This window comes from Deinococcus depolymerans (assembly GCF_039522025.1).
GTDB lineage: Bacteria > Deinococcota > Deinococci > Deinococcales > Deinococcaceae > Deinococcus > Deinococcus depolymerans.
Genome location: NZ_BAAADB010000031.1, coordinates 141142 through 167263, shown reverse-complemented (window position 1 = coordinate 167263; position 26122 = coordinate 141142). Strand labels below are relative to the sequence as shown.

General features: G+C 66.4%; 21 protein-coding genes. 15 read left to right on the top strand and 6 right to left on the bottom strand.

Annotated elements, in window-relative coordinates; all coding sequences use genetic code 11:
• The first annotated feature begins 221 nt into the window (after window positions 1-221).
• The 5 genes from tgt to ABDZ66_RS16805 all read left to right on the top strand — a co-directional run bounded on the left by tgt (window position 222) and on the right by ABDZ66_RS16805 (window position 8898).
• Window positions 222-1418, top strand: a complete 1197-nt coding sequence (gene tgt, locus ABDZ66_RS16825) for a tRNA guanosine(34) transglycosylase Tgt (protein WP_343761391.1) — start codon at window positions 222-224, stop codon at window positions 1416-1418.
• A 320-nt stretch (window positions 1419-1738) separates the two neighbouring features.
• Complete coding sequence (locus ABDZ66_RS16820) at window positions 1739-4729, top strand: S-layer homology domain-containing protein (RefSeq protein WP_343761389.1); 2991 nt, start codon at window positions 1739-1741, stop codon at window positions 4727-4729.
• A 151-nt stretch (window positions 4730-4880) separates the two neighbouring features.
• On the top strand, window positions 4881-5819 hold the full coding sequence (locus tag ABDZ66_RS16815) for a manganese-dependent inorganic pyrophosphatase (RefSeq protein ID WP_343761387.1): 939 nt from the start codon (window positions 4881-4883) through the stop codon (window positions 5817-5819).
• Between the two features lie 208 nt (window positions 5820-6027).
• Entirely contained in the window at window positions 6028-7323 is a 1296-nt protein-coding gene (locus tag ABDZ66_RS16810) for a bifunctional folylpolyglutamate synthase/dihydrofolate synthase (protein ID WP_343761385.1), read from the top strand.
• Window positions 7324-7380: 57 nt separating this feature from the next.
• Window positions 7381-8898: a carboxypeptidase M32 gene (locus ABDZ66_RS16805; protein ID WP_343761383.1), complete on the top strand. Its 1518-nt coding sequence runs from the start codon at window positions 7381-7383 to the stop codon at window positions 8896-8898.
• A 186-nt stretch (window positions 8899-9084) separates the two neighbouring features.
• On the opposite strand, the gene ABDZ66_RS16800 is transcribed toward ABDZ66_RS16805, so the two are convergent.
• A complete protein-coding gene (locus ABDZ66_RS16800; RefSeq protein WP_343761381.1) occupies window positions 9085-9336 on the bottom strand; it encodes a hypothetical protein in 252 nt (83 codons plus the stop codon).
• Between the two features lie 362 nt (window positions 9337-9698).
• On the opposite strand from ABDZ66_RS16800, the gene ABDZ66_RS16795 reads away from it, so the two are divergent.
• Window positions 9699-10088 (top strand): helix-turn-helix domain-containing protein, encoded by a 390-nt coding sequence (locus tag ABDZ66_RS16795; RefSeq protein ID WP_343761379.1) that lies wholly within the window; start codon window positions 9699-9701, stop codon window positions 10086-10088.
• A gap of 257 nt (window positions 10089-10345) precedes the next feature.
• Here the strand turns inward: ABDZ66_RS16795 and ABDZ66_RS16790 are convergent, their stop codons facing one another.
• From ABDZ66_RS16790 to ABDZ66_RS16775, 4 genes are all read right to left on the bottom strand, one after another.
• On the bottom strand, window positions 10346-11944 hold the full coding sequence (locus ABDZ66_RS16790; protein ID WP_343761377.1) for a polymer-forming cytoskeletal protein: 1599 nt from the start codon (window positions 11942-11944) through the stop codon (window positions 10346-10348).
• A 62-nt stretch (window positions 11945-12006) separates the two neighbouring features.
• Complete coding sequence (gene moaC / locus ABDZ66_RS16785; RefSeq protein ID WP_343761375.1) at window positions 12007-12504, bottom strand: cyclic pyranopterin monophosphate synthase MoaC; 498 nt, start codon at window positions 12502-12504, stop codon at window positions 12007-12009.
• A gap of 1 nt (window position 12505) precedes the next feature.
• Entirely contained in the window at window positions 12506-13111 is a 606-nt protein-coding gene (locus ABDZ66_RS16780; RefSeq protein WP_343761373.1) for a YceD family protein, read from the bottom strand.
• A 66-nt stretch (window positions 13112-13177) separates the two neighbouring features.
• Window positions 13178-14236 carry a glucose-1-phosphate thymidylyltransferase gene (locus ABDZ66_RS16775; RefSeq protein WP_343761371.1) on the bottom strand — a complete coding sequence of 353 codons (1059 nt, stop codon included), beginning with the start codon at window positions 14234-14236 and terminating at the stop codon, window positions 13178-13180.
• Window positions 14237-14630: 394 nt separating this feature from the next.
• On the opposite strand from ABDZ66_RS16775, the gene ABDZ66_RS16770 reads away from it, so the two are divergent.
• Together ABDZ66_RS16770 and ABDZ66_RS16765 are read left to right on the top strand one after the other, a co-directional pair.
• Complete coding sequence (locus tag ABDZ66_RS16770; protein ID WP_343761368.1) at window positions 14631-14978, top strand: transposase; 348 nt, start codon at window positions 14631-14633, stop codon at window positions 14976-14978.
• Window positions 14979-15025: 47 nt separating this feature from the next.
• Window positions 15026-15841, top strand: coding sequence for an IS3 family transposase (locus tag ABDZ66_RS16765; protein ID WP_343761409.1), 816 nt, complete (start codon window positions 15026-15028; stop codon window positions 15839-15841).
• Here the strand turns inward: ABDZ66_RS16765 and ABDZ66_RS16760 are convergent.
• On the bottom strand, window positions 15800-16690 hold the full coding sequence (locus ABDZ66_RS16760; protein ID WP_343761364.1) for a transposase: 891 nt from the start codon (window positions 16688-16690) through the stop codon (window positions 15800-15802). The two genes, ABDZ66_RS16765 and ABDZ66_RS16760, sit on opposite strands and share 42 nt — an antisense overlap.
• Before the next feature lie 510 nt (window positions 16691-17200).
• Here ABDZ66_RS16760 and ABDZ66_RS16755 point away from each other — a divergent pair.
• The 7 genes from ABDZ66_RS16755 to wecB are packed head-to-tail and all read left to right on the top strand — an operon-like array spanning window position 17201 to window position 26114.
• Window positions 17201-18838: a polysaccharide biosynthesis tyrosine autokinase gene (locus ABDZ66_RS16755; RefSeq protein WP_343761360.1), complete on the top strand. Its 1638-nt coding sequence runs from the start codon at window positions 17201-17203 to the stop codon at window positions 18836-18838.
• Between the two features lie 31 nt (window positions 18839-18869).
• The gene (locus tag ABDZ66_RS16750; protein ID WP_343761358.1) at window positions 18870-20327 is read left to right on the top strand and encodes a lipopolysaccharide biosynthesis protein; all 1458 of its coding nucleotides are present in this window, start codon (window positions 18870-18872) and stop codon (window positions 20325-20327) included.
• Window positions 20317-21621, top strand: a complete 1305-nt coding sequence (locus tag ABDZ66_RS16745; RefSeq protein ID WP_343761356.1) for a hypothetical protein — start codon at window positions 20317-20319, stop codon at window positions 21619-21621. The genes ABDZ66_RS16750 and ABDZ66_RS16745 overlap by 11 nt, the downstream gene beginning before the upstream one ends.
• A complete protein-coding gene (locus tag ABDZ66_RS16740; RefSeq protein ID WP_343761353.1) occupies window positions 21618-22805 on the top strand; it encodes a glycosyltransferase in 1188 nt (395 codons plus the stop codon). The genes ABDZ66_RS16745 and ABDZ66_RS16740 overlap by 4 nt, the downstream gene beginning before the upstream one ends.
• Window positions 22802-23956 carry a glycosyltransferase family 4 protein gene (locus ABDZ66_RS16735; protein ID WP_343761351.1) on the top strand — a complete coding sequence of 385 codons (1155 nt, stop codon included), beginning with the start codon at window positions 22802-22804 and terminating at the stop codon, window positions 23954-23956. The genes ABDZ66_RS16740 and ABDZ66_RS16735 overlap by 4 nt, the downstream gene beginning before the upstream one ends.
• Window positions 23953-24987: a polysaccharide biosynthesis protein gene (locus ABDZ66_RS16730; protein WP_343761349.1), complete on the top strand. Its 1035-nt coding sequence runs from the start codon at window positions 23953-23955 to the stop codon at window positions 24985-24987. Before ABDZ66_RS16735 ends, ABDZ66_RS16730 begins: the two co-directional genes overlap by 4 nt.
• Complete coding sequence (wecB, locus tag ABDZ66_RS16725) at window positions 24984-26114, top strand: non-hydrolyzing UDP-N-acetylglucosamine 2-epimerase (protein ID WP_343761347.1); 1131 nt, start codon at window positions 24984-24986, stop codon at window positions 26112-26114. Before ABDZ66_RS16730 ends, wecB begins: the two co-directional genes overlap by 4 nt.
• Window positions 26115-26122 lie beyond the last annotated feature (8 nt).

The window sequence follows — 26122 nt, the reverse complement described above, 5'->3', positions numbered from 1 at the left end:
CACTACCTTGCCAAGGTAGATGTCGCGAGTTCGAATCTCGTCTCCCGCTCCACACCCGCCCCCACCCTCACCGGTGGGGGCGTTTTCCTGTGCCCACCCCGGGGCACCGCCAACCGCCCACCGAACATGCCAATCGGCAGGTACGGCACAGCAGAAGAGACAGAAGAGGAGGAGCTGCCGGTGGACGTTTCACCCCCGTGGAATGGGGCAGAATGCCGGGTATGTTCGAGTTCGACATCCAGCACCGTGACGGCCGCGCGCGTGTCGCCCGGTTTCACACGCCGCGCGGCGCGGTGACCACCCCCATGTTCATGCCTGTCGGGACGCAGGGCACCGTCAAGGGCATCAGCCCGCAGGAACTGCTCGACATCGGGTCGCAGATGATCCTCGGCAACACCTACCACCTGATGCTGCGCCCCGGTGAGGCGCTCGTCGAGGCCCATGGGGGTCTGCCGGGCTTCACGGCCTACCCTGGCCCCTTCCTGACCGATTCCGGGGGGTTCCAGGTCATGAGTCTTGGGCACATGCGCAAGATCACCGAGCAGGGCGTGACCTTCAAGAGTCACCTGGACGGCAGTCTGGTGGACCTCACGCCGGAACGCAGCATCGAGGTGCAGCAGGCCCTGGGAGCCGACGTGATCATGGCCTTCGACGAGTGCCCCCCCTATCCTGCCGAGCGGGAGTACATCCAGCGCAGCCTGGAGCGCACGGAACGCTGGCTGGCCCGCAGCCTGCAGGCCAAGACCAACAGCCATCAGGCGCTGTTCGCGATCGTGCAGGGCGGCATTCACCCGGATTTGCGGCAGCAGAGCCTCGACCTGACCCTGCCGTACAACACCCCGGGTTTCGCGATCGGGGGGCTGGCCGTGGGTGAACCCAAGGACGCCATGTACCCGGCTGTGGCCTTCACCGCCGAGCGTCTCCCGGAGGACAGGCCCCGTTACCTGATGGGCGTCGGTCACCCGGAGGACCTCGTGGCCGGCATCGCCCTGGGGGTAGACATGTTCGACTGCGTGTACCCGACCCGCACGGGCCGTTTCGGGTACGCCCTGACCGACGACGGCCGCCTGAACATGAACTCCAGCGCCCCGCGCCGCCAGCTGGAACCCATGGACCCGGACTGCGACTGCTACGCCTGCCGGCACTACACCCGCGCGTACCTGGCACACCTCGTGAAAGCCGAGGAGATGCTGGCACCCCGCATGCTCTCGCTGCATAACCTGCGCTACCTGCACCGCCTCGTGGAACGTGCCCGCGCCGCCATTGCCCAGGGTGAGTTCCACATGTGGGCGCAGGGCTGGGCGCGGCGGTACTTCAAGGAGCAGATTCCAGCCTGGTTTCAGCAGGCCCTCGAAACGGGACGCGGTGCAACCAGCCGGGAGGATCACACCCCGCCGACCGGCGCTGATACACCCTGAACCATGACAGGGCCGTTACCCGGCTCGGCGCCCGGTGACGGCCCGACAGGGCCGGTTTGCCTTCATGACTTGATCAGAAATAGGCATTCTCGCGTAAAAACACGCTTTTACGCCCCTCTCAGGGTTGACCCACTCTCTTTCATGCTTGTATCATCCGCCTGATCTGACAGTTTTCATCCGACAGGAAGGAAACGTCAGGTTGCGCGAAAGAGACACCGAACGGCGAACCACTCCGGGAGAGGAAACCCGGCAACTCGCCCCAACGTCATCTTCAGAGCCGGAACGTCCCTCCGACGCGCGACGACCTTTTGGGGGTTCATATGAAGAAAAGCCTGCTCGTTCTCACCGCCGCGCTGTCCTTCGGCGTCGCCGCCGCACAGACGGCCGCTCCCGCCAGCGCACCCCAGGTGCCCGCACTGACCGACGTTCCCGCCGGTCACTGGGCCAAGGACGCCATCGACAAACTCGTCGGTAAAGGCATCATCCTCGGCTACCCCGACGGCACCTACCGCGGCACGCAGAACCTGACCCGCTACGAAGCGGCCGTCATCATCGCCCGCCTGCTCGAAGACATGAAGAGCGGCGCCGTGGCCGGTGACAGCATCGACCCCGAGACCCTGACCGCGCTGCAGAACGCGATCCAGGAACTCGCCGCCGACCTCGCCGCCCTGGGCGTGCGCGTCAGCGACCTCGAAGAGAACGCCGTCAGCCGCGACGACTTCGCCCGCCTCGAAGAGCGCGTCGAAGCCCTCGCCCTGCAGAGCGGCGACCCCGAAGCCCTCGCCGGCCTCACCAGCCAGATCGAAGAGCTGACCGCCCGCGCCGACGACTACGACACCCTGCGTGCCGACGTCGACGACAACGCCAGCTCCATCGCCGCCCTGAACGACCTGACCGTCCTCCTGAACCAGGACATCCTGAACCTCCAGGACCGCGTCAGCGCCGTCGAAGCCGCCCAGGCCGACCTCGTCGCCCGCGCCGACTACGACAACCTCTCCGGCCGCGTCGGCGTCGTCGAGACCAAGGTCACCAGCCTCGACAACCGCGTCGCCCAGCTCGAGAAGTACGCCTTCAGCATCAAGCCCACCCTGTCCGCCACGTACTTCGTGGGCCGCGCGACCCGCGACATGGACATCGACCGCCTGCTCCCCGGCACCGTGCTGAGCACCGGTGACGACGGCAGCACCACCACGGTCGACAGCGCCGTCGACTACGGCGACTTCTCCGGCAGCAAGGCCATCGTGCTGGCCGGCGCCGAGAACTTCTACGGCTTCTCCAACGCCGGTAACCTGCCCAACAAGGCCGTCAAGACCGAGGGCAGCACCACCATCAGCTTCGGCATCAGCTTCGGCAACAGCGGCAAGTTCGACACCGCCAAGAGCGACGTGACCGGCGCCTACGTCAAGGGCAACGGCGGCCTGAACGTCAACACCGTCGACGTGAGCTTCGGCATCCGCGCCGGTCTGCCCGCCGCTGACGCCCGCTACCCCGAAGTGACGCAGGACGGCGTGACCTACCGCCCCCTGTTCTTCTACTTCAAGAACGCCACCGCCGCCTTCACGGTCGGCAACGCGCCCGTCACGGTCACCTTCGGCAAGGGCCTGACCTTCAAGTTCGCTGACTACATCGGCGACAACGACGCCGTGGGCCGCGGCGACGGCTTCAACGTCAAGATCGACGGCAGCACCCTGCCCGTCCTCGGCGCGTTCAAGCCCATGATCAACACCGTCTACGGCAGCCGCGGCGGCGCCAACGGCGACAACCTGTACTACCGCGGCGTGCGCGCCGAGATCACCCCGGCCGGCACCCTCAAGGCAGGCGTGCACGTGATGCAGGAAGGCGCCGACGCCTTCGGCCAGCCCGCCGGCACCCCCAACGACGTCACCGCCTTCGGCGCTGACCTGCACGGCGCTGTCGCCGGCTGGCAGCTCGACAGCGAGTACGCCCAGAGCCGCATCGCGCCCAGCCGTACCACCGGCACCGTGGAAACCCAGAACGCCTTCTACGCCAAGACCAGCGGCAGCCTCGGCCCCGTGAAGGTCTACACCCTGAACTACCGCAGCGTGAGCGCCGGCTACGACGCCACCGCCGGGATCATGGAGGCCGCCCCCACGGCCACCAACAGCACCGCCCCCTACGTCGCAGGCCGCACCGGCTTCGGCGTGAAGGCCAAGACGACGGTCGGCCCCGTGTCCCTGGGCGGCTACGTGGACAACAGCGTCGACTACGGCAAGAACCCCATGAACACGGCGGGCGAAGCCTCCGCGATCGTGGACCGTGGCGTGGCCGCTAAGGTCAGCCTGTTCAACCTGGTCACCGTGCGCGGCGGCTACTACGAAATGCTGACCGGCACCGCCTCCCCCCTGGACGCGACCCTCGACGGCAAGAGCGGCGTGCGCTACGCCGTGCGTGGCGACGTGACTCCCGGCCTGGGCTTCAGCGTCGGCGCCTTCTACCGCAACGTCGCCAACGGCAACACCCGCATCGCCAACGACGGTGGCCTGTTCAGCAAGAGCACCTCGGCCGGCAGCAACAGCTTCGGCCTGAACACCACCGAACTGGACTACAACAGCTGCGACAGCACCACCTGCTACAGCGAGTACGGCGTGGAAGCCAAGCACGACGGCAAGGCCGCCAACGCCCTGGTCAAGAACCTGGACCTGACCCTCGGCTTCAAGGCCCGCTACCGCGTGATCGGCAACACCAGCGGCTACACCAACAACGTGTTCTACGGCAACGCCGCCTACAACACCAAGGTCGGCATCGCCAACGTGAACCTGGGCGCCGGTTTCGAGAACAGCAACTTCGCTACCAACGACACCCCGGCCGACTACACCACGGTCAACGGCACCCTGGACGTGAAGACCGACGTGCTGAACGTCGCCTTCAAGCCCAGCCTCGAAGGGTACGTCAAGGCCTACAGCAAGCAGTACAGCAGCAACACCAACACGGCCGCTGAGAACTACACCGCCAGCGACGTCACCTACCGCGTGGGCGTCAAGCTGAACGAGTTCCTGCTCCCCAACACCAAGCTGGCCGTGTACTACGCCGGTTACCAGGGCAAGAACCGCGTCTACACCCCCTACGTGGCCGTTGCAGACGCCGCTGGCACCGCCGGCAGCTTCGGCGACAGCAACCACGGCAACACCATCAGCCAGGACCTCGTGTACGTTGAAGCCAACTACTACGACCTGAGCTTCGGCTACGGCTACGGCAACCTGCGCATGCGCAGCGGTACCGGCACCGTGGTGCCCGGCGCCTCCGACGCCAAGGGCTCCGTCTTCAAGATCAACTACAAGGTCACCTTCTAAACCCAGGAGACCTGAATCCCCCCCGGGGGATTCACGGAAAGGCCCCCGCCACGTGCGGGGGTCTTTCCTGTATGCCCTGGGCGGCCAGTACCGTTCGGGGTGCGGACCGCGCAGCCGGGCGGCGGCCACACGCAGCGGGTAGACTGAAGACATGCTTGCTGTTTTTGGTCACCTGAACCCGGATACCGACGCCATCACGGCCGCGCTGGTGTACGCGCGCCTGCTTGCCCGCCAGGGCTTGGACGCGCAGGCGTTCCGTCTGGGCGAACTGAATTTCGAGACGGCGTTCGTGCTGCGCGAGGCGGGCGTGGACGCCCCGGCGCTGCTGCCGGAACTGCCGGCCGGCGCGGCGGTCGCGCTGGTGGATCACAACGAGAGTGCGCAGTCCGCGCCGAACCTCGCGAACCTGAACGTGACGCGCGTCGTGGATCACCACAAGCTGGGCGACCTGAGCACCGCGCAGCCCCCCTACCTGCGTTTCGAGCCGGTCGGCTGCACCGGGACGATCCTGCTGAAACTGCACCGCGAGGCAGGCCTGAGCGTCGAACCGCTCGACGCCCGGCTGATGCTCAGCGCGATCCTGAGTGACACCCTGCACTTCCGCAGCCCCACCACCACCCAGGACGACCGGGACGCCGCTGCGTTCCTGGCGCCGGTCGCGGGCATCGAGGATGTGGAGGCGTACGCGCTGGCCATGTTCGCCGCCAAGAGCGACCTGGGAGACACGCCGGCCGAGGCGCTGCTGCGCATGGATTACAAGGTGTTCCCGTTCGGGGAGCCCGCGCAGCAGTGGGGGATCGGCGTGATCGAGACGACCAACCCGGCGTACGTGTTCGGCCGGCAGGCCGAGCTGCTCGCGGCGATGGATCAGGTGAAGGCGCAGGACAGCCTCTCGGGCGTGCTGCTCAGCGTGGTGGACATCCTGAACGAGACGAACCGCACCCTGGTGCTCAGCGCCACCGAAGGGAAAGTGCTGAGCGAGGCCTTCGGGGTCACGGTCGACGGGCCGGTCGCGGACCTCGGGGGGCGGATCAGCCGCAAGAAGCAGATCGTGCCGACGCTCGAAGGGTACTTCGCGGCCCAGGGCTGAAGCGGCCGGGGCCGGTGGGGGAGGGGTCCGGGGACGCGTTCCCCAGCCCCCTCCCCGCTGCCGTTGCGGGCGGTCCAGAGCCTTTGCCATAAGGGGCAGTCTGTCGGGCCGGGCGGACCTGTCAAGCGCCGCAGGAGCGCGGGTGAATGTGGACGGGCAGAACGGACTGGCACGGCGGCGAAGCGGAGAATGGCTCTATGCTGGACGGATGAGTGCAGGACGTGACAGCAGTGCGGACGTGGGTGTGCAGGCGTGGCAGGCGCAACTGGAGTGGCTGTTCGCGCGGCAGCGGTTCGGGGTTCACCCTGGGCTGGGACGGGTGCAGGCACTCCTGACGCGGCTGGGAAGTCCACAGGCGTCGTTCCGCGCCGTGCTGGTAGGCGGCACGAACGGCAAGGGCTCCACCGCCGCCACGCTGGCCGCCATGCTGGAAGCCGGGGGCGTGCGGACCGGGCTGTTCACGAGTCCGCACCTGACGCACTTCACCGAGCGGTTCGTGGTGGACGGTCAGGAACTGCCGGAGGAAGTGGTGGCCGACGCCCTGGCCCGCGTGCGGCCCGCGGCGGAGGCGCTGGGGGCGTCGTTCTTCGAGATCGTGACGGCGCTGGGCGCGCTGCTGTTCGCGGAGGCGGGCGTGCAGGTGGCCGTGATGGAGGTGGGCCTGGGGGGACGGCTGGACGCCACGAACGCCCTGGAACCGGCGCTGAGCGTGGTGACGAACGTGGGCCTGGACCACACGGAATTCCTGGGGGACACGCCGCAGGCCATCGCGACCGAGAAAGCCGGGATCCTGCGGGCCGGGCGTCCGGCCGTGGTGGGGGTCGCGCCGGAGGTACAGCCGGCGTTCGACGCGCCGGGCGCGGACCTGTGGCGACTGGACGACCACCTGCTGGACCTCCGGCTGCGGGGCTGGCAGGGGGCGCAGGTGACCCTGCGGACCCCGGCCGGGCCCCTGACCCTGCAGACGCCGCTGCTGGGGCGTCACGGGGCGCGCAACGCGGCGCTGGCGGCCCTGGCGGCGCTGCGGCTGGGGGTTCCTGCCGCGGCCGTCACGCGCGGCGCCGCCGGCACCCGCTGGCCCGGGCGGCTGGAAACCCTTCCCTGGGGAGCAGGGCGGGTCCTGCTGGACGGCGCGCACAACCCGGACGGCGCGCAGGCCCTGGCCGCGACGCTGGAGGAACTGCAGGTGGGGCCGCTGCCGCTGGTGTTCGGGGCCGCCGGTGACAAGGACCTCGGCGGGGTGGTCGCGGCGTTGAGGCCGGCCGTGTCGGAGGTGATTCTCACGCGCGCGGTCCTCAGTCCCCGCGCCGCGGACCCGCGGGCCCTCGCGGAACTGTTCGCGGGGTTGCCCGTGACAGTCACGGACACCCCGGCGGCGGCGCTGGAGGTGCTGGCCGGCCGCGCCGCGCCGCTCGCGCTGGTGTGCGGCAGCCTCTACCTGCTGGGCGAGGTGCGCCCCCTGCTGCTCGGCAGGGCAGGCGAGCGCCGCGAACGCTGGCAGTAGTCCCCCTGCCCGCGTCAGCTGCCCCTCCCGGGGGCCGCACACGTTACGCTAGAGGGCATGACCACGCCCGATCCGACGGCGCCCGCCGCCCACCCGACCATGCAGGCCCTCAAGCGCCGGCTGGGGCAGGTCAGTGACCTGAACGCCGCCGCGAACCTGCTTTCCTGGGAACAGGAGACCTTCATGCCCGAGGAGGCCGCCCCGGTGCGCGGGCAGCAGCTCGCGACCCTGGCCGGCCTGTCGCACGAACTGTTCACGGCGCCCGACACGGGCGACCTCCTGGCGGCCGCGCAGCCGCAGCACCCGGCCGACGAGGCGGTGGTGCGCGTCGCCCGCCGCGATCACGCGAAGGCCACGCGCCTGCCCACCTCCTTCGTGGAGGAACGCACCCGCGCGCAGAACGAGGCGCATCACGCCTGGATCGACGCCCGCAGCCGCAGTGACTTCGGGACGTTCGCGCCGCACCTGGAGCGCATGATGACCCTCGCGCGGCGTCAGGCGGACCTGATGGGCTTCGACGAGCATCCCTACGACGCCCTGATCGACGATTACGAGCCGGGCATGCGCGCCTCGCAGGTGCAGGCGGTGTTCGCGGACCTGCGCGACCGGACCCTGCCGCTGCTGGAGCGCCTGCGCGCCGCCGGGGACGCCGCCGACTACCGCGTGCTGACCCGGCCGTTCCCGCCGCAGGCACAGAAGGACTTCGCGTGGCAGGTGGCCGGCGAGGCCTTCGGACTGCAGGGCAGCTTCGCGCGGCAGGACGAGAGCGCCCACCCGTTCCAGTCGAACTTCAGCCGCAGCGACATCCGCATCACGACCCGCGTGGAACCGTACTGGCCCGCCTGCCTGTTCGGCACCTGGCACGAGACCGGGCACGCCATGTACGAGCGGGGCGTCGCTGAACGCTGGTCGCGCACCCCGGTCTCGGCCGGGGCCAGCCTGGGCGTGCACGAGAGCCAGTCGCGGATGTTCGAGAACCTGCTGGCCCGTAGCCTGCCGTTCTGGGAGCGGTACTTCCCGCAGCTGCAGCGGGCCGCGCCCGCCGTCACCGAGGGACTGGACGCCGCCACGCTGTACCGCGCCGTGAACCGCGTGAATCCCAGCCTGATCCGCGTGGAGGCCGACGAGGTCACGTACAACTTCCACGTGATGCTGCGCTTCGAACTGGAACTGGCGCTGCTGGAAGGCAGCCTCGCCGTGCGGGACCTGCCGGACGCCTGGAACGCCAGGATGCAGTCGTACCTGGGCCTGACCCCACCCGACGACGCGCGGGGCGTGCTGCAGGACATTCACTGGTCCGCCGGACTGATCGGGTACTTCCCGACGTACACGCTGGGGAACCTGCTGAGCGTGCAACTGCTGGAAGCCGCGCAGCGTGACCCGGCCGTGGCACAGGGCGTGGCGGCGGCCGAGTACGGCCCGCTGCGGGCCTGGCTGGTCGAGCACGTTCACCAGCACGGTCGCAGCCTCACACCGGCCGAACTGACCGTGCAGGCGACCGGACAGGCCCTGAGTGCCGACCCTTACGTCACGTACCTGCACCGCAAGTACGGCGAGATCTACCAACTGAACTGAACCGGGTTCCGCTGGCGTGGGGGGCAACCCCCGTTCCGTCCGGGTGCGCGCAGGCGTGACAGGGACGGAACGGGGGTTGCGCCCTTCACGCGGGACACCTCGGGGTGACCAGCGCCACGCGCGGCCGTTCTCTTTGTTCCCACCCTGCGGAGCAGCGCTCCGAGCCCGTAGTGCTGTGGGGTGGGTTCAGCTCGCCTGGCGGCGTTCGGCGCGTGTGATCAGGTAGGCGCGGGCGGAACTCAGCCATTTCTGCGCGAGGTCGCTGTGGGGATGCTGCCGCTCCCGCATGGCGCTCAGCCCGAGCTGCAGCTGCCGTTCGATGCGCCGGACGGCGCTCAGGCCGCCCTCGTTCTCGACCTCGATGAAGGTGTTCAGCAGGGTGGTGGGGTGGGCGTAACCGACGCGGATGCTTTCGGCGATGGTGTCCAGAGCGCGCATGGGTGAACACTCCTTCCCGCCCGGTGGGCGGCGAGGTCAGGTGGCAGGGTGAAAAGTTCGGGGGGTGAAAACCGGAGGACCGCGCCGGGAGCGGGTTCGGATGCGGGCGAATCCTCTGCCTGATTACGATCTTGGCAGATTCTAGCAGGTCGGTATCAGGATGGGCAAGAAGTCGCACTCTTTATTCTGTATTGACCGTACCGGCGGGTGGTGTTACACTCCAACCAAGGCTGCCCCATTCTGCCCACAGGCAAACCTGCCCTGCCCCAGAACCCGGAAGGCGCCCCAGGCGGCACGCGCCGCCGCGCTGCGAGAAATCCAGCGCGCAGCGTGAGGCCACGCCGCAGCCAAGGAGGTGAACAATGAAACTGCACGAAAGACTTCGCGAACTGCGCAGCGAACGCGGGCTGCGGCTCAAGGACGTCGCCGAGACCGCCGGGATCAGCGTCCCGTACCTCAGCGACCTCGAACGCGGCCGCACCAACCCCAGCCTGGAAACCCTCCAGACCCTGGCCGGCGCGTACGCCATCACCGTCCACGACCTGCTCGAAGGGGTCGAGTTCTACGGCGCGTCCACCGAAGGCTCGCTGCCCAAGGGACTCGCCGACCTCGTCGCCGACCCCACGCTGGGACCGCAGATCACGCCCGACTGGGTCCGCACCCTGTCCCGCATCGAACTGCGCGGCAAACGCCCCCGCGACAAACAGGACTGGTACGAGATCTACCTGCACCTCAAACGCATCCTGAACTGAGCTTCAGTGCCAACGCAACCACCGACCGGTTCCCGCCGGTCGGTGTGTTCATGTCTTCAACTGCCGGCCCCCCGGGCCGCAGACGTCACCGCCACCAGGTCATACGGACTGCCGTTTGTTTCGCCGACAATCCGGAACTTCACCGGATTGCCGACTCCACGTCCAGAACCCGCCCAGCTCCCACTCTGCGGAGCAGCTCTCCGAGTCGCTTCGCTCGGATTGAATGGCCTTTGCAGCCCGTTCAATCGGAGTCCGTATCAGGCGGCGTCCGCGACGTCCAGCGTCTCCCCGGCCTGACCCCGCGCGAGCAGCAGCGTTCCTGCCCCCCACGCCCCGCCCACCAGCGCCAGCCCGAAGGCCAGCGGCGGCACGCTCAGGCTCGCCGCCACCGCACTCAGCCCCAGCAGGCCCCCGACCGCGTCCGGCACCGGCAACCGCGCCCGCAGCGCCAGCGCCCGGCCCACGTCATACGCACTGACACTCAGACCCAGCGCGATCAGCACGGCCGTCAGCGCCAGCGCGACCAGCGCCGGACCCAGCAGCCCCGCCAGCGCCAGCCCACCTGCCGGGCCCACCAGCACCGCCAGCGCCAGGATGCCCAGCGCCAGCGTCCGGACCGGGGCGTGGCGCTGCCGCCGTGCCAGGACCGGCGCGAGCCCCGACACGAACAGCAGCAGCAGCGCCCCCCCCGTCAGGGTGACGAACACCTGCGGCCACGCAGCGCTGCCCAACCACCCCAGCACCGGCCTGAACGCGGAGGCCGTCACGGCCGCCAGCCCACGGGGCACCTCGGTCTCCAGCGCCTCACGGTCCCCCGGGGCGTGCCCCAGCAGGGCGTTCACGCGCCCGGCCACCCGCGCTTCCGGCACCCGGTACACGTCACCCAGCAGGGTGATCACCTCACCGCGCACGTCCGCCCCCGCCCGCAGGTGCACGTTCCCGCCCACATTGATCACGTTCCCGTCCACCCGGCCCCGGACCTGCACGTCCTGCCCGAACGTCACCGTGCCCTGCCCGGCCAGGCCGTACAGCGCCGGCAGGGTCAGCGCGGCACTCAGCGCGAAGGCCCCCGCCCCCAGCCGCTGCGTGACCGGCGTGGGCCGCGCACTGACCAGCGCGCTCGTGACCAGCAGCAGCGCCAGCCCCACACCCGCGACCGGCGACACCTGGGCCAGCAGGGTCTGCAGGACCAACGCCCCCGCCGCGAGGTTCGGCCAGGCGCTCGACACGCCCAGCAGCGTCAGCGAGGCGAGCAGCGACACCACCAGGATCAGCGGCGCCGGATTGTGCCGGGGCGGCGCTCCCACCGCATTCAGGGAAACGGGCGCCGCCCCGGGCCGGAGGACACCCGGCGTCTCGGCCGGGACGCGAGGCGCCGCCTCGGCTGTCACGCGGGCCGCGACCCGCACCGCCACGCGTTCCGTCACACCCACCGGAAGCGCCGGAGCGCCGGCCAGCGCCTCGTGCAGCCGCACGTCCCGCACGACCTGCGCCGCCACGCTGCGGGGCAGCGGGGCCGGCGTCAACTCACCCGCCAGCCGGATGTCCGCCACGACCCGCGCCGCCACACTGCGGGGCAGCGCGGGCTGCGCCTCCAGGCAGGCCGACAGCCGCACCTCGCGGGCCACGTCGGCCGCGACGCTGCGGGGCAGGGGGGCAGGGGGGGCCATCAGGGCCGCCACCCCCCACGCCAGGCGTTCACGCTGCCGGCGTACCTGCGCGCCATGCCGCTGCTCCAGCGCCTGCAGGGCGTCACGCTCGCGGTCGGTCAGGACACCGTCCGCCTCCAGGTGCAGCAGATCCAGCCACGCGGGCGCGGCCGACCTTGCTTCCGGGTTGTGACGTTCTGCGCCCATACGCTTCCTCTACGTTGAACAGACCGGCCGGGTTCCCGCGGCCTGCCCGGATCCCTGCCGCGTCAGTCCGGTTGCCCCGCCCCCGCCTGATAATCCCCGCTCTTCCCGCCAGACTTGGCCAGCAGGCGCACACCCGTGATCTCGATGGCCTTGCTCGCCGCCTTGAGCATGTCGTACACGTTCAGCGCCGCGACCGTCACCGCCGTCAGGGCCTCCATCTCCACCCCGGTCGGCGCGGTCGTCCGCACCGTTGCCAGCACCCGCACGCCCGCCGCTTCCAGCGTCACCTGCACGTCCGCGCCCGTCACCGGAATCGGATGGCACAGCGTCACCAGGTCTGCCGTACGCTTGCTGCCCGCCAGCCCCGCCAGTCTCGCCACGACCAGCGGATCCCCCTTCGGGTTCGTGCCGGCCTCCAGCGCCGCGCGCGCCTCGCCCGGCAGCCGCACCCAGGCCTCGGCGGTCGCCTCACGGGACGTCGCGGCCTTCCCGGTCACGTCCACCATGCGCGGCAGGCCGTCCCGGAAATGCGTGAGTTCCGGCGTGTTCCCGGCCCCCACGTCACTCCTCCGGCAGCTTCAGGTCAGCCAGCGCCGCGAAGGGATTCTGCTTGGCGTGCAGCGACCCCTCCGGGGTGCCCAGGTCATCGTCGATCTCCTCGACCGGCACCTGCGCCATGTGCTCGCACGGCCCCTCGTTCAGGTCATGCCCACACACCTGACACAGCCCGCGGCACGCCTCATCGTGCAGCACGCTCAGCGGCGCGTTCAGCAGCGTCGTCTCGGCCAGGTAGGCACTGAGATCCAGGTCCGGATCCCCGAACACCAGCACCTCCTCGCCCGTCTCGGCCTCCTCCAGGTACGGCGCGTCGACCGCAGGGTCATAGCGCAGCAGCGTCCCCAGCGAGACCTCCAGCGGCACGTGCACCTCCCGCAGGCAACGGGCGCACTCCATGACCAGCACCGGCTCGAAGGTCCCCTGCAGGTACATCTCGTTGCTGCCCAGCGCGTTGACATCCACCTCGAACGGCGCGGGTTCCGCGAACCGCAGCGTCTGCAGCGCGCGCCCCTGCTCATACTGGAGGTGATCAAGGCTGCCTTCGGCGTGCGCGTCCTCCGTCGAGGAGCGCAGCAGGGAACCCAGGTGAATACGAGGTGAATCCGTCATGCCCCCATGATAGTGCCCCGCTCCTGACACAACCCTGCCGTCACCCCCAAACGCCCCGCCCACCGCTCACGCCAGCTCCACCACACTCGCGTCACTGATCGTCAACTTGTGCGTGCGCGGCACCGTCCGCCCCCCCCGCACCTGCGCCCGCACGCCGATCAGGCAGTCCTGCAGCCGCGTACTCAACTGCTCGATCCGCGCCTCGGCGTCGATCACGCTGTGCTCCACCTCGGCCCCACGCACCACGCTGCCCTGCCCGATGCTGGTGAACGGCCCGATGTACGCGTCCTCGATCACCACGCCCTCACCCAGCATCACCGGCCCCACGATCTTGCTGCGCGTCACCCGCGCCGACGCCGGAATCACCACCCGCCCCGTGATCCGCGAGTCCTCCACCGTCCCCTGCACGTCCAGCACAATCCGCTCCAGCAGCAGCCGGTTGGCGTCCAGCAGGTCCGCCGGGCGACCCGTGTCCTTCCACCACCCCACCACCGACTGCCCAAGCACCGCCGCACCCGCCTCGATCAACCCCTGGATCCCGTCCGTGATCTCGTACTCCCCCCGCGCCGAAGGCGGCATGCCCGCCAGCACCGAGAAGATCTGCGGCGTGAAACAGTACAGCCCCGCCACCGCCAGGTTGCTCGGCGGCACCTTCGGCTTCTCCACCAGCCGCGTGATGCGCGTCCCATCCAGCTCCGCCACCCCGAACGCCGTCGGATCCTCCACCTCCACCAGCGCAATCAGCGCCGCCGGACGCTCCGCCACGAAACGCTCCACGAACGGCCGCGCCCCGAACTCGAACAGGTTATCCCCCAGGTACACGCAGAAATCATCCTCACCCACCCACTCCCGCGCCACCAGCACCGCGTGCCCCAACCCCAACTGCTCATGCTGATTGATCAGTGTCACCTGCACGCCCGAAATCTCCCGGATGGCATGCTGAATCTCCACCCGCGTGATGTCCGACACGACCACCCCGATCTCCGTGATACCCGCCCCCTGCAACGTCTCGATGGCATGCACGATGATCGGCTTCCCCGCCACCCGGAGCACCGGCTTGGGCCGCGTGTACGTGAGAGGACGGAGACGCGTGCCCAGACCGGCAGCAGGAATGATGGCTTTCATATTCAGTAGTCTAGAGCTCGCTCTCGATTCCTGCTTGTCGGCACCGAGCGTTGTACTCACAGGAATAGATCTTTCGTGAAAGTCACGTCATGCTGACAATAGTGCGGGTACACCCCGCTGCAACGAGATTGACCCGTACAGAGAAGCGCCGCTTTCGATGACGGTAGACGCTCAGTACCCGAACCTAGTATGTCAAGCCGGTAAGGGAAAAGGCAAAAAGATCCTATGAGGGGGCTGGGGCCTCCCACGTGACTGGCCTGCAAGGTTCGGTACAACTCGCGAGCCAGGTGGGTCTTGAGTGCTCTCAGTGCCGCCCGCTTCGTTTTTCCCTCTTGTTGAATTGGATAGAGTTTGGTGGAGGGTAAGTTCAGTGTGATCCACACTGGAGGACAGAATGTCCGTACCCAAGCAGAAATTCACCGCTGAGTTCAAACAAGAAGCCGTCCGGCTGGTCCGCACGACCGGAAAGAGTTGCGCCCAGATTGCCCGTGACCTTGGCGTTCCCCCTCACTACGTCGTCCGGTGGAAGCAGCAGCAGGACACCCAGACGGCCGCCGGCCGCCCAGCCTTCACCGGGCGGGGCGTCCCCGCCCTTTCACCACAGGAGGCTCGGCTCAAGGAGTTGGAACGGGAACTGGAAATTGCACGACAGGAGCGCGATATCCTGAAAAAAGCGCTGGCCTGTCTTGGCCAGAACAGCACCCGTATGGGGCTTGGCCGCTTTTTCGCGAAGCAGCCCTGATCTTCGGGTTCATCGAGCGGCATCAGAACGAGTTCCCAGTGGAACTGATGTGCCGGGTTCTCGAGGTGAGCATCAGCGGGTACTACGCTTCGCGGGGAAGGCCGGAGAGCGAGAAGATCACGAGAGATCGCGTGTTGATGGAGAAAATCAGGACCAGCTTCGAGGAGAGTCGGGGAACGTACGGGGCGTTGCGCATCAAAGCCGACCTGCATGAGCAGGGCGAGCGGGTCAGCCGTCAGCGGATCGGGCGACTCATGCGACAAGCGGCGCTTGTCACGCGTGGAAAGCGGAAGTTGCGAACGACGACCAAAGTGAAATCCTCCCGCCCAGTCGCGGAAAACATCCTGGCCAGAGAGTTCACTGCGGACGGCCCAAACCAGAAGTGGGTCACGGACATCACGTATTTACCGACGCATGAGGGCTGGCTGTACCTGGCAACGGTGATGGACCTGTATTCGCGGAAAATTGTCGGCTGGGCGCTGAATGAGCGACTTCAGACGCCGCTGGTCACAGCGGCGTTGGAGATGGCCGTAGGGTGTCGGAAACCACCAGGAGGACTGCTGCATCACTCGGATCGAGGAAGTCAGTACACGAGCGAGGTGTACAAGCAGGCACTGGATAGGTTGCAGGCCGTTCAGAGCATGAGCGAGAAAGGAGAATGCTGGGATAATGCTGTCCAGGAGAGTTTTTTTGCGACGTTGAAGACGGAGATGGGACTCGGTGAAGCGCAGTGGGGTCGTGCCCAGACACGGACAGAGGTGTTTGAGTGGATTGAGGTGTTCTATAACCGTCGTCGTCGCCACTCGTCGTTGGGCTATCGGTCACCGACGGCCTTCGAGGAGCAGGCCCCCATCCCGAACTGAGGCTCCACCAAACCCTTGACAGATCACTTCCCGACGCACGCGTAGCACCGCGTGAAAGGCCTCCACCACGCACCACACCCAGTTCTCCTGCGCCTGGATCGTCCGGCAATGACAGCGTCCCAGCCCCAGGTTCTGCTTGAAGAACCGGTGAATCACCTCGATCCCCCAGCGGGCCTTCCAGGCCCGCAGCAGTGAGCGAACCGTGACGTCACCACCAAACGTGCTGAACAGGAAAAACCGTGTCCACTCCCCGTGCACCTTGCGCCACACGATCAGGACATCGAACCCACCGACCTCACGGGCAACCGGCAAGCGGCGGACGCGCCACCCGAACTCCGCGTACAGGTGACAGCGTTCCGGAGGGAACTGCCGGCTCAGCGCACCGAGGGTGAGGGACTCACCCTCGAACTGCACGGTCATATTGGCTTTGGCACGAATCAAGACCGGAATCTGATGCTCGCGACTGAAGGTCACGGCCGCGTCCCGCCCGAACTCTCCATCCAGCAGCAGACCCGCCATGGGGACGCCCGCCGCGAGGCAATCCTGAACAACGTGGATCATTTCCTGCGTGGCGGTGCGGTACGGGTAACAGGTCGTCTCAAGGACCTGGGACACCTTGAAGCGCTCCAGCAACGGAACTGGATCTTCACCGAACCTGACCAGGGCAGCGGAGGTGAACGGATGGCCCAGACGGGTCTGGGCCTGACCGCTGTAGTGGTAGTTCACGCCTTCCATCGTCCGTCCGGCGTGGGGCACCATGACGAAATCGATGGCCAGGAACGCGCCGGAAGGCGCGTTCCTGGCTCGACGCTGAAGGTCTTCCGTCGATGCGAAGGAGTCCCGCGCCATCTCCTGGGAGATGGCGCTTCTGCGCAGGGGGCTGTAGGGAACGAGACCGCTGAGGCTGGTGATTCGGTTCAGCTGCGCGGTGATGATGCTGTGCGGTAGGCTGGGCGTGCGAGGCATAGTCACTTCGCATCAACGACCATGAGACCGGGGAATTTCAAGCCCCTGCCTCCTGGGCCTTCGTTCTGGTCGCTGTTCTCTCGCCCGTGGAAACTCTTGTTCAACACTGTCCAGATTCCGGGGAGCAGACCACCGTCGGAGGCTCGCGGCGTTCGTTGGTGAACAGCCGGCAACAGCTCGACAATGACTTTCCAGACAGCCTCTGAGGTCGCTCCCACCCGGGCGCGCCGCATGAATTCCGTTCTGTCTGCGCCGGGGCCAGCTCTCTACTGCATGCCGGTTAGGGTTTGGGATTATCATCGAACAGCATGAACTTCGGAAGCAACGACGAACTGTCCCTTTCTGCCATTACCCGGGCGAGAAACGGACGGTTTTTATACGGAAGGAGCAGGTATGAAAGAGAATGAGTCACAGATCCGGGAAGTTGATATCAGCTTTCTCTGGCGAGCGCTGAAGCGGTACCTCCCCTGGGTCCTCATGGCCCCGGTCCTGCTGGGGACCCTGGCCTTCGTGCTTAGCCGTCAGCAACCAGCGGTATACGAGGCGGCCGCTACCCTCTTCGCGACTAACACTACCGCTGCCCCGGATAGCGTGAGCGGGCAGGCTACCGTGAATGCCCCGCCGCTTCCGGAAGGCGTCATGTCTCAGGCCCTGCAGAGCGAACAGATTCTGCTTCCCGTCCTGCAAACCCTGGAGAAGAACAGCGCCATTCCCCAGGAGGAAAAAGCGCGTCTCGGCCGGCAGATTAGGCGTGAGATCCAGGACCAGAACCTCAAGACACTCACGCTGACCTCCAGGCTGGACTTCAACGGCAACGGCACTTACACCGTGCGCTCCCGCGCGCGTCACCCTGAGGCGGCCCGTGTGCTGGCGAACTTGACCAGCGCTGCCCTCGTCAATTGGGACCGTGGACGTGGCCTGACCACCATCCGGCTCGGGCTGAGCGGCTTCGATGCCCAGCTGAAAGAGATCAATGCTCAGCTGAGCGGGCGTGCCCTTACCCCCACCGAGCGTCAGTCCCTGCTGGCCCGGCAGGCCCGGATTCAGGACAGCCGGGTGCAGCTAGCCATCTTGGAAAACTCCGCTGTGGGCGTGCTCTCCCCGCTTGTCAGTGCTCAGGTGCCGCGCCTGCCGGTATCCCCCAAACCCGTACGCAACGCCGTGCTGGCGGCCTTGCTGGGTCTGCTGCTCGGGGTGGCTGGCGCCGCGCTGGCTAGCCTGTCGGACCGCACTATCCGCACCGAGGAGGACATGCTGCCCCTGGGCCTGCCGACCCTGGCGACGCTGCCCCGTCTGCGTCAGCGTGACGTGCTACTACGCGGTATCGTGCGCGCCGCCCGGCAGGCCGGGCTCTACGAGGCAGTGGGTTTCCTGCGCGTGAATCTGATGGCCACGCTCGCCACGCGCCCCCACCCGGTCGTGATGATGACCAGCACCGCTCCCGGCGAGGGCAAGAGCAGCGTGACCGCCACCCTGGCCGATGGCATGGCGTCCAGCGGGCAGCGGGTCCTGATCATTGACGCCGACCTGCGGCGCGGTACTCAAGCCGCCGTCTGGAAGAAATATGATGAGGTAGGGAACTGGAAGACTCTGGGCGCCACCGGGGGTGCGCGCACCACGCCCGAAGCTCTGTTGCGCCCTCACGAGATTGAGGTGCTGCAGGTGGAACCCAATGTGGACGTTCTCCCAGCCGGACCGGGCATTGCCAACAGCCTCAGCATCTTCAACCAAGCGAACATCATGCAGGCGCTGAACCTGTGGCGTCAGCACTACGACGTCATCCTCGTGGACACCGCGCCTTTGCTGGCCCTGGCCGACGGGCTGGTGCTTGGCCGTCACGCTGACGCCGTGATCATGGTGGTCGAGTATGGTCAGACCAACATTCACGGCGCGGCGAGCGCTCTCAGGCGCGCTGAGCGGGCCGGACTCAAGATCATCGGTTCCGTGATCAACAAGGCTAACGCGCGTGAGGAGAGCAGTTACAACTACTCGTACTCCTACGGTGCCCCCACGGAGCCGGAACGAGTATGAACGTACAGAATAATGGTCGGCGGGCGCCCCCATGAGTGTCAGTGACCGCCAGCTTCGTCAGGCATCCAGAATCACCTTTCTGGGTACTCTCCTGAACTTTGCTGTCCTGACGGTACAGCTGCTGTTTGTGACCCCATTGCTGATCCGCACCGTGGGCACGAAGGTCAACGGTGCATGGGTGGGGTCCGGTGACCTGTTGCTGTGGCTGCAGGCGTTCGACTTTGGGCTGACCAACTACGCCATCCAGAAAATGAGCGCGGCACATGCCCAGCAGGACATCAGGGACCTGAGCCACTGGTTTTCGAGCACCCTTGTGATCCTGTTGGTGCTGGCCGCCGCGATTGTTCTAGTCGGCCCACTGGCGGCCCACCTGGTGTATCAGCCGTTTGATCTTGGGCCCGCCGCCGAGAGTGAACTGGAAGCGGCGTTTGTCTGGGGCTTATGGGCCGTAGCGCTGACCATTGCTAGTTATGCCTTCACCGGCCTAGCCCGCGCCCTGCAGGCGCCGATTGTGACCATGGGCGCCGTCGTGCTGGGCAGCGTGCTGGGCGTGTTGATTAGTTGGTGGTTCCTGATGCACGGCGGCGGGGTCCGTTCGGTTGCCTACGGTATGTTCGCCCGGGCGTTCGTGGCCTTTGTCGGCGGCGCGGCGGCTTTCGTGATCTTCCACCGTCGGCAACAGGTGCTGCTTGGCCTCCCCAGTCAGCGGCACCTGCGCGAAGGCCTGGCGGTCATGCCATACAGTGGCTTGGGTGCTATGGGGTACGCGGTTAGTAACCAGAGCGACAACTTCTTGGTCGCGTCGCTGCTTGGCCCGCACGTCGCCACACAGTTCAACACGATGCGCCGGACGGCTGACGTGGCCCGGAGCGTCATCGAAACGCTTGGCGCTGCGAACTTCGCGGGGTTCTCCCATGTGTTTGCGCGTGACGGCGCTGCAGGCAGCCGCAGCGCGTACCGCAGGCTGCTGGGGTTGCACGGACTGCTGTCACTCGCGCTGGGCGGCGGTTTCATCGTGCTCAACGAGTGGTTCATGCAGCTGTGGATCGGCCCCGGGTTTTACCTGGGCAGTTTGGTCAACACGCTGATGGCCCTGCAGGTCTTCATGACCACGCGGGCGTACCTCCACAACACCCTGAACCGCGCGATGGTGGCGCCGCGGTTTGCTTTTGCTGCGCTAATCGTCGAGGCGATCGTCAAGGTCACCCTGGTTCTGACCGTCGCGTACCAGCTGGGCGTGCAGGGCGTCCTGCTGGCCGGGCTGGGCGTCGCTACCGTGAGCCTGACGGTCATGGCCGCCCGCAACGCGGCGCAGCTGGCCGTGCCCGACTGGCAGTGGCTGGGCGTGGTGGGTGGGCTGATACTGGTAAGCCTAGTGCGTGAAGTCAACCTCTGGCTAGCCCTGGCGCTGCTGGCCGGGCTGGTGGCAGGGTTCGCGCTGCTGGTCGTGCGGCGTGGACGCGGAATGGGGGAGCGGCATGACGCGTAAGGCTTCCCTGCTGACCCTGATGGCGCCCCTGATCTTCTTCGAGGTCTACCTGCTGCTCACGGTGCTGCTGTTCCGGTTCGGCCCGTGGCAGTACTACAACAGGGGGAGCAACGAGATCCTATTCTTCGCGCTGCTGTACCAAGCGGCATTGGCCGGAGGTTACCTGTTGGCGCATGCGATCTACCGAGCGCCTGTGCAGCAGGCCGGCAACTTCCGCCGACTCTTCACGCTCTCACTACTCGTGAATCTACTGATCTTTCCGCTGACCTCCCTGGCGCGCACGGGCTTCCCGGTGCCGGATGTCCTCGGGGGCCTGCGCTCGCCGGGTGAAGCCTATGTCCGCTCGCTGACCTACCGGGAGAGCGGCGCCGGCGCCGTCATCGAGTACCTCCGGATTCTGCTGGGACCGGTGCTCTACCTGTACTTCCCGCTGGCTGTCTTCTACTGGACGAAGCTGAGTAGCCGGGCACGGTTCTGGTCGGTGACGCTGGTCGTGATGAACATGGCGCTTTTCGTGGCGATGGGCACCAACAAGGCCATCGGTGACTACGCGGTCACGGTACCGATCCTGCTGCTCACCGCGGTGGCTGCCGGCCTGATCCGGCTGAACGCCAAGCGCGTCGTGCTTGGCGGAGTCATCGTGGTGGCGCTAGTCGGCATGTTCACCAGCTTCTTCTCGGCCACCATGAATTCGCGGGCCGGGTCATCCATCGTGTCCGGGTACTTTCCGCCCGGAAACACGCGGGTGGATGCCCAGAACCTACTCCTGCAGGGGGTTCCCGAGAGCGGGCGGACGCTGGTGGTGGGTCTGTCGAACTACATCACTCAGGGGTATTTTGCGATGGGGCTGGCCCTGCGTGAACCGTTCGTGCCGCTGTATGGCTTGGGGACCTCGCCGTTCGTGCTGCGGCAGTATGAAACCCTGACCGGCCTCAGCGGTTTAGAGGAACAGACGTACCCGGCACGGATCGAAAAGTACGGGTGGCTCAAGGACCGCTACTGGTCGTCCATGTACCTCTGGCTGGCCTCCGATCTGGGCTTCTGGGGCATTCCGATCTTCTGCCTGCTGCTGGGTATGATGCTTTACACGACCTGGCGTGACGCCATAGAAGCCCGGGACGTCTGGGCGCTAAACCTCGTGGCGCTTCACATCATCGTCGTGTTCTACTTTTCCTCGAACAACCAGATCGGGCAGAGCGGTGAGGCGCTGTGGACATACCTTGCGATTTTCTTTATGTGGATCACCAGTCGGCAGGGCATACGCATTACCCTGTCGAGCCGGAGGTCCCTTTGACGCAGCGCCCCCTACACATCCTGTTTATCGGCAGTGTCATTCCCGACACACCCGAGTACCGTACGGCTGCCTTCTCGCGCGCCGGCAATCTGGCGCAGCAGGGGTTGCTGGCAGGCCTCGACGGCGCTGGGGCGGACATCACGGTACTGGCGTTCCAGCCGGTGCCCGCCTTTCCCAGAAGTCCCCGCTGGTGGGTGTCCGGCCAGCGCCTCCCGGGCCCGGGGCGGCGCGAGCAGCGCCTCGTGGCGTTCATCAACGTGCCCTACCTGAAACAGGTGTCGCTGGCCTGCGCTCTGCTGATCCAGTGCTGGCGGCAGATCCAGCGCGGTGTACCGCAGGTGCTGATGAGCTACAACGTCAATACCTTTACCTCGGCGCCGCTGTTGCTGCTCTCCCGGCTTCTGCGGCTTCCCTACGTTCCCGTGGTGTACGACGTTGATGTGCCTGGTGCCACGGTCCCGGACGGCCCGTTGCAGCGGCTGGAATACCGTTGGGCTGCGCGGGTCCTGCCCCTACTGCCCGCGGCAATCACTGGCACAGCCCTGATCGGCCGTGAACTCATGCCCGGGCGGCCCACCCTGGTGGTCGAAGGCGGGCTGGGCCCGGCGCAGCAGGCGTACGCCCCGGCGCCCCGCACCTCCGGGACGACCTTCGATGTCGTCTTTGCCGGCGCGCTGGAGACGTACAACGGCGTTGATGTCCTGCTGGACGCCATGACTTGGCTGCCCACACACGTTCGTCTGCACGTCGCCGGTCAGGGAGGGCTGCGCGCGGCGGTGGAGGCGGCCGCCGCGTCTGATGACCGGGTGGTGTACCACGGTCTACTGGATATGGACGGCCTGCGCGGACTGTATGCACGCGGGGACCTTCTGGTCAATCACCGCAGTGACGAGCGGCTGGACAGCCGGTACGTCTTTCCGTCGAAGCTCATTGAGTACCTTGCCTCAGGGCTGCCCGTGGTTTCCACCCGCTTTCGTAGCCTGCCGGAGGAGTACCTGCCGTTCTTGGAAGTCCTGAGTGACGAATCACCGCGCGCCCTGGCTGCCGGCATTGAGCGGGTGATGGCCGCGCTACCCGCCGCCCGGATGAAGGCCCGGCAGGCCCAGGAGTTCGTCCGGACGCACAAGAGCTGGGCTTTCCAGGGGCGGCGCATCCTGAGTTTCTTGGAGACTGTCGTCCTATGACCCCACAGCTAAGCTACGACGTTCTGGTTATCCTCGATTACTACCTGCCCGGCCGTAAGGCCGGCGGGCCGATCACGACTATCGCCAACCTGACGGAGCTGCTGGGTGACGAGCTGCGCTTCCTGATTCTGACCCGCCGCAAGGACATCGACGGAACGGTGTACAGTCATCTGCCGGCCGGCCGGATCGTACGCACGGGCCGGGCAGACGTGATCTACCTCAATGACGAGGAGTTCACGCCGCGTGACCTCGCGCAGTACGCGCGGCTGTCTGGCGCGGGCACGCTCTACCTGAATTCCTTCTTCTCCCCGCTCAGCTTCATCTTCCTGCTGCTGCGCCGCCTGGGGCAGCTGAACATGAACGTGATCCTTGCGCCGCGCGGCGAGTTCTCGCGGGCCGCATACGTCCTGAAGGGCAGGAAGAAGAGACTCTATCGGCAGCTGGTCGACCGATTTGGCCTACTGCGGGGGGTACGCTGGCAGGTCTCCAGCAGTTACGAGGCTCAGGAACTGGAGCAGGTGCTGGGCGAACGCGACGACGTCATGCTCGCCCCAGACCCCTTTGTAACCGGCCGGGACTGGACGCCGCAGCCACACGATCGGGATCTGATCTACCTGTCGCGCATCTCGCCCAAGAAGAACCTCCACTACGCCCTGCAGTGCCTGGAGCAGGTCCGCTCCCCGGTCACGCTCGACATCTACGGACCCATTGAGGACAGCAGCTACTGGGAGCAGTGTCAGGTGCTTATTAGGCGTCTGCCGTCTCATGTTCAGGTGAAGTATTGTGGCGTGCTGGCGTATGAGGATGTCCGAGACACGTTTGGCCATTACAGCGCTTTTTTCTTCCCCACTGGAGGAGAAAATTACGGACATGTGATTCCAGAGGCGCTGTCCGCCGGAACACCGGTCATTCTCAGCGACTGTACCCCATGGCGTGACCTAGAAGACGCGGGCGTCGGGTACGTGCTGCCACTGGAGGCGCCAGAACGCTTTGCTGCCGCTGTGGACGAACTCGTGGGGCGCTCCACGGAGGAGCGGCAGGCCACCGCGGCGCGTTGTCAGAGCTATGCAAAGGCTGTAGAGAAGCAGCCGCATGTGCGGCAGCAGAACATGACCCTTTTCACCCAACCCTTCAAGCGAGGTCAAGCATGAACACTAAGGATTTTGCAGGCAAAACAGTTCTGATCACCGGCGGAACCGGTTCTTTTGGTCATGAATTTCTTGATGTTATTCGTGAAACTGATGTTAAAGAGATACGTGTCTTCAGCCGCGATGAGCTGAAGCAGGAAATGATGCGCCTGAAACTCAAGGATCAGCGCGTGCGGTTCTACATCGGCGATATCCGCGACCGCGACAGCGTGGATCAGGCCATGCGCGGTGTGGACCTTGCCTTCCACGCCGCCGCGCTCAAGCAGGTGCCCTCCTGCGAATTCTTCCCGATGCAGGCGCTACTGACCAACGTCGTCGGTTCGCACAACATCGTGGAATCCGCCATCAACCATCAGATTGAGTCGCTGGTGTGCCTGAGCACCGACAAGGCCGTGCTGCCGGTGAACGCTATGGGCATGACCAAGGGCCTGATGGAGAAGGTCGCGCAGGCCGCCGCGCGCGGACTGAGCGACAGCGACACCAAGATCAGCTCCGTCCGCTATGGCAACGTCATGTACTCGCGCGGCTCCGTGATTCCGCTGTTCATCAATCAGATCAAGCAGGGCCAGCCGCTCACCGTGACTGACCCCGACATGACGCGTTTCCTGCTCTCGCTGCGCAGCGCCATTGACTTGGTGCTCTTCGCCTTCGAGAATGCCCGCCAGGGGGACATCTTCGTGCGCAAAGCGCCTGCCAGCACTGTGCAGGATCTCGCCCAGGCTCTGAAGAACCTCTTCCGTTCCGACGTGCCTATCGAGGTGATCGGTACCCGGCACGCTGAGAAGCTCTTCGAGACCCTCACCACTGCTGGTGAGCTCGTGCGAGCCGAGGACATGGGCGACTATCTGCGCGTGTTCATGGATGACCGCGACCTCAACTACGCTAAGTACTTCACAGAGGGCCAGCAGGAAGAGAATACGCTTGAGGACTACACCTCGCACAACACACGGCGCCTGACCGTGCCCGAGATCGAGGAGCTGCTGCTCTCCCTACCGGATGTCCAGCGTGAACTGCAGCTGGCAGGCCAGCGATGAAACGCATGAAGGTCATGACCGTGGTGGGCACCCGCCCCGAGATCATCCGGCTGTCCCGCGTGATCGCCCAGCTAGATGAACACACCGATCATGTCCTGGTCCACACGGGTCAGAACTTCGATTACGAGCTCAACGAGATCTTCTTTCAGGAACTCGGGGTGCGTCGCCCCGACGCGTTCCTGAACGCGGCCGGCAGCAGCGCCGCGGAGACTATCGGGCAGGTGCTGATCAAGGTGGACCCGCTGCTCGAAGAGCACCGGCCCGAGGCACTGCTGCTGCTGGGTGACACCAACAGCTGCTTGGCGGCCATTCCGGCCAAGCGCCGCAGAATCCCGATCTTCCACATGGAGGCAGGCAACCGCTGCTACGACCAGCGGGTGCCAGAGGAAACCAACCGCAAGATCGTGGACCACACCAGCGATATCAACCTGCCCTACAGCGATATCGCCCGCGAGAACCTGCTCAGAGAGAACTTCGACCCGGCGCGCGTGATCAAGACCGGCAGCCCCATGTTCGAGGTGCTGACCCACTACCGCGAGCAGATCGAGCATTCCGCCATCCTAACCGAGCTGGGCTTGGCGCGCGGCACGTACTTCGTGGTCAGCGCGCACCGAGAAGAGAACGTGGACGCCCCCGAGCGCCTGGGCGCCCTCGCTGCCACTCTGAACGCCCTGGCGCAGCAGTACGGGCAGCGCATCATCTTCTCCGCGCACCCCCGGACGCAAAAGCGCATCGCTGCCGCCGGGCTGAGCTTCCACCCGCTCGTGGAGGTCATGAAGCCGCTGGGTTTCTTCGGTTATGTGCACCTGCAGATGCATGCGCGGGCAGTGCTCTCCGACAGCGGTACCATCAGCGAGGAAGCCTCCATCTTGAACTTCCCGGCCCTGACTCTGCGTGACACCCACGAGCGGCCCGAAGGTATGGAGGAAACGGCCGTGATCATGACTGGCCTGAATCCTGAACGTGTCCTGCAGGCGGTGGCCGTGCTCGACCAGCAGCCGCGCGGTGAGCAGCGCCAGCTACGGCTGGCTGCCGATTACAGCATGCCCAATGTCTCCGACAAAGTGCTTCGCCTGATCCTGAGCTACACCGATTACGTCAACCGCTATGTGTGGCATCAGGGGTAGACGTCAGT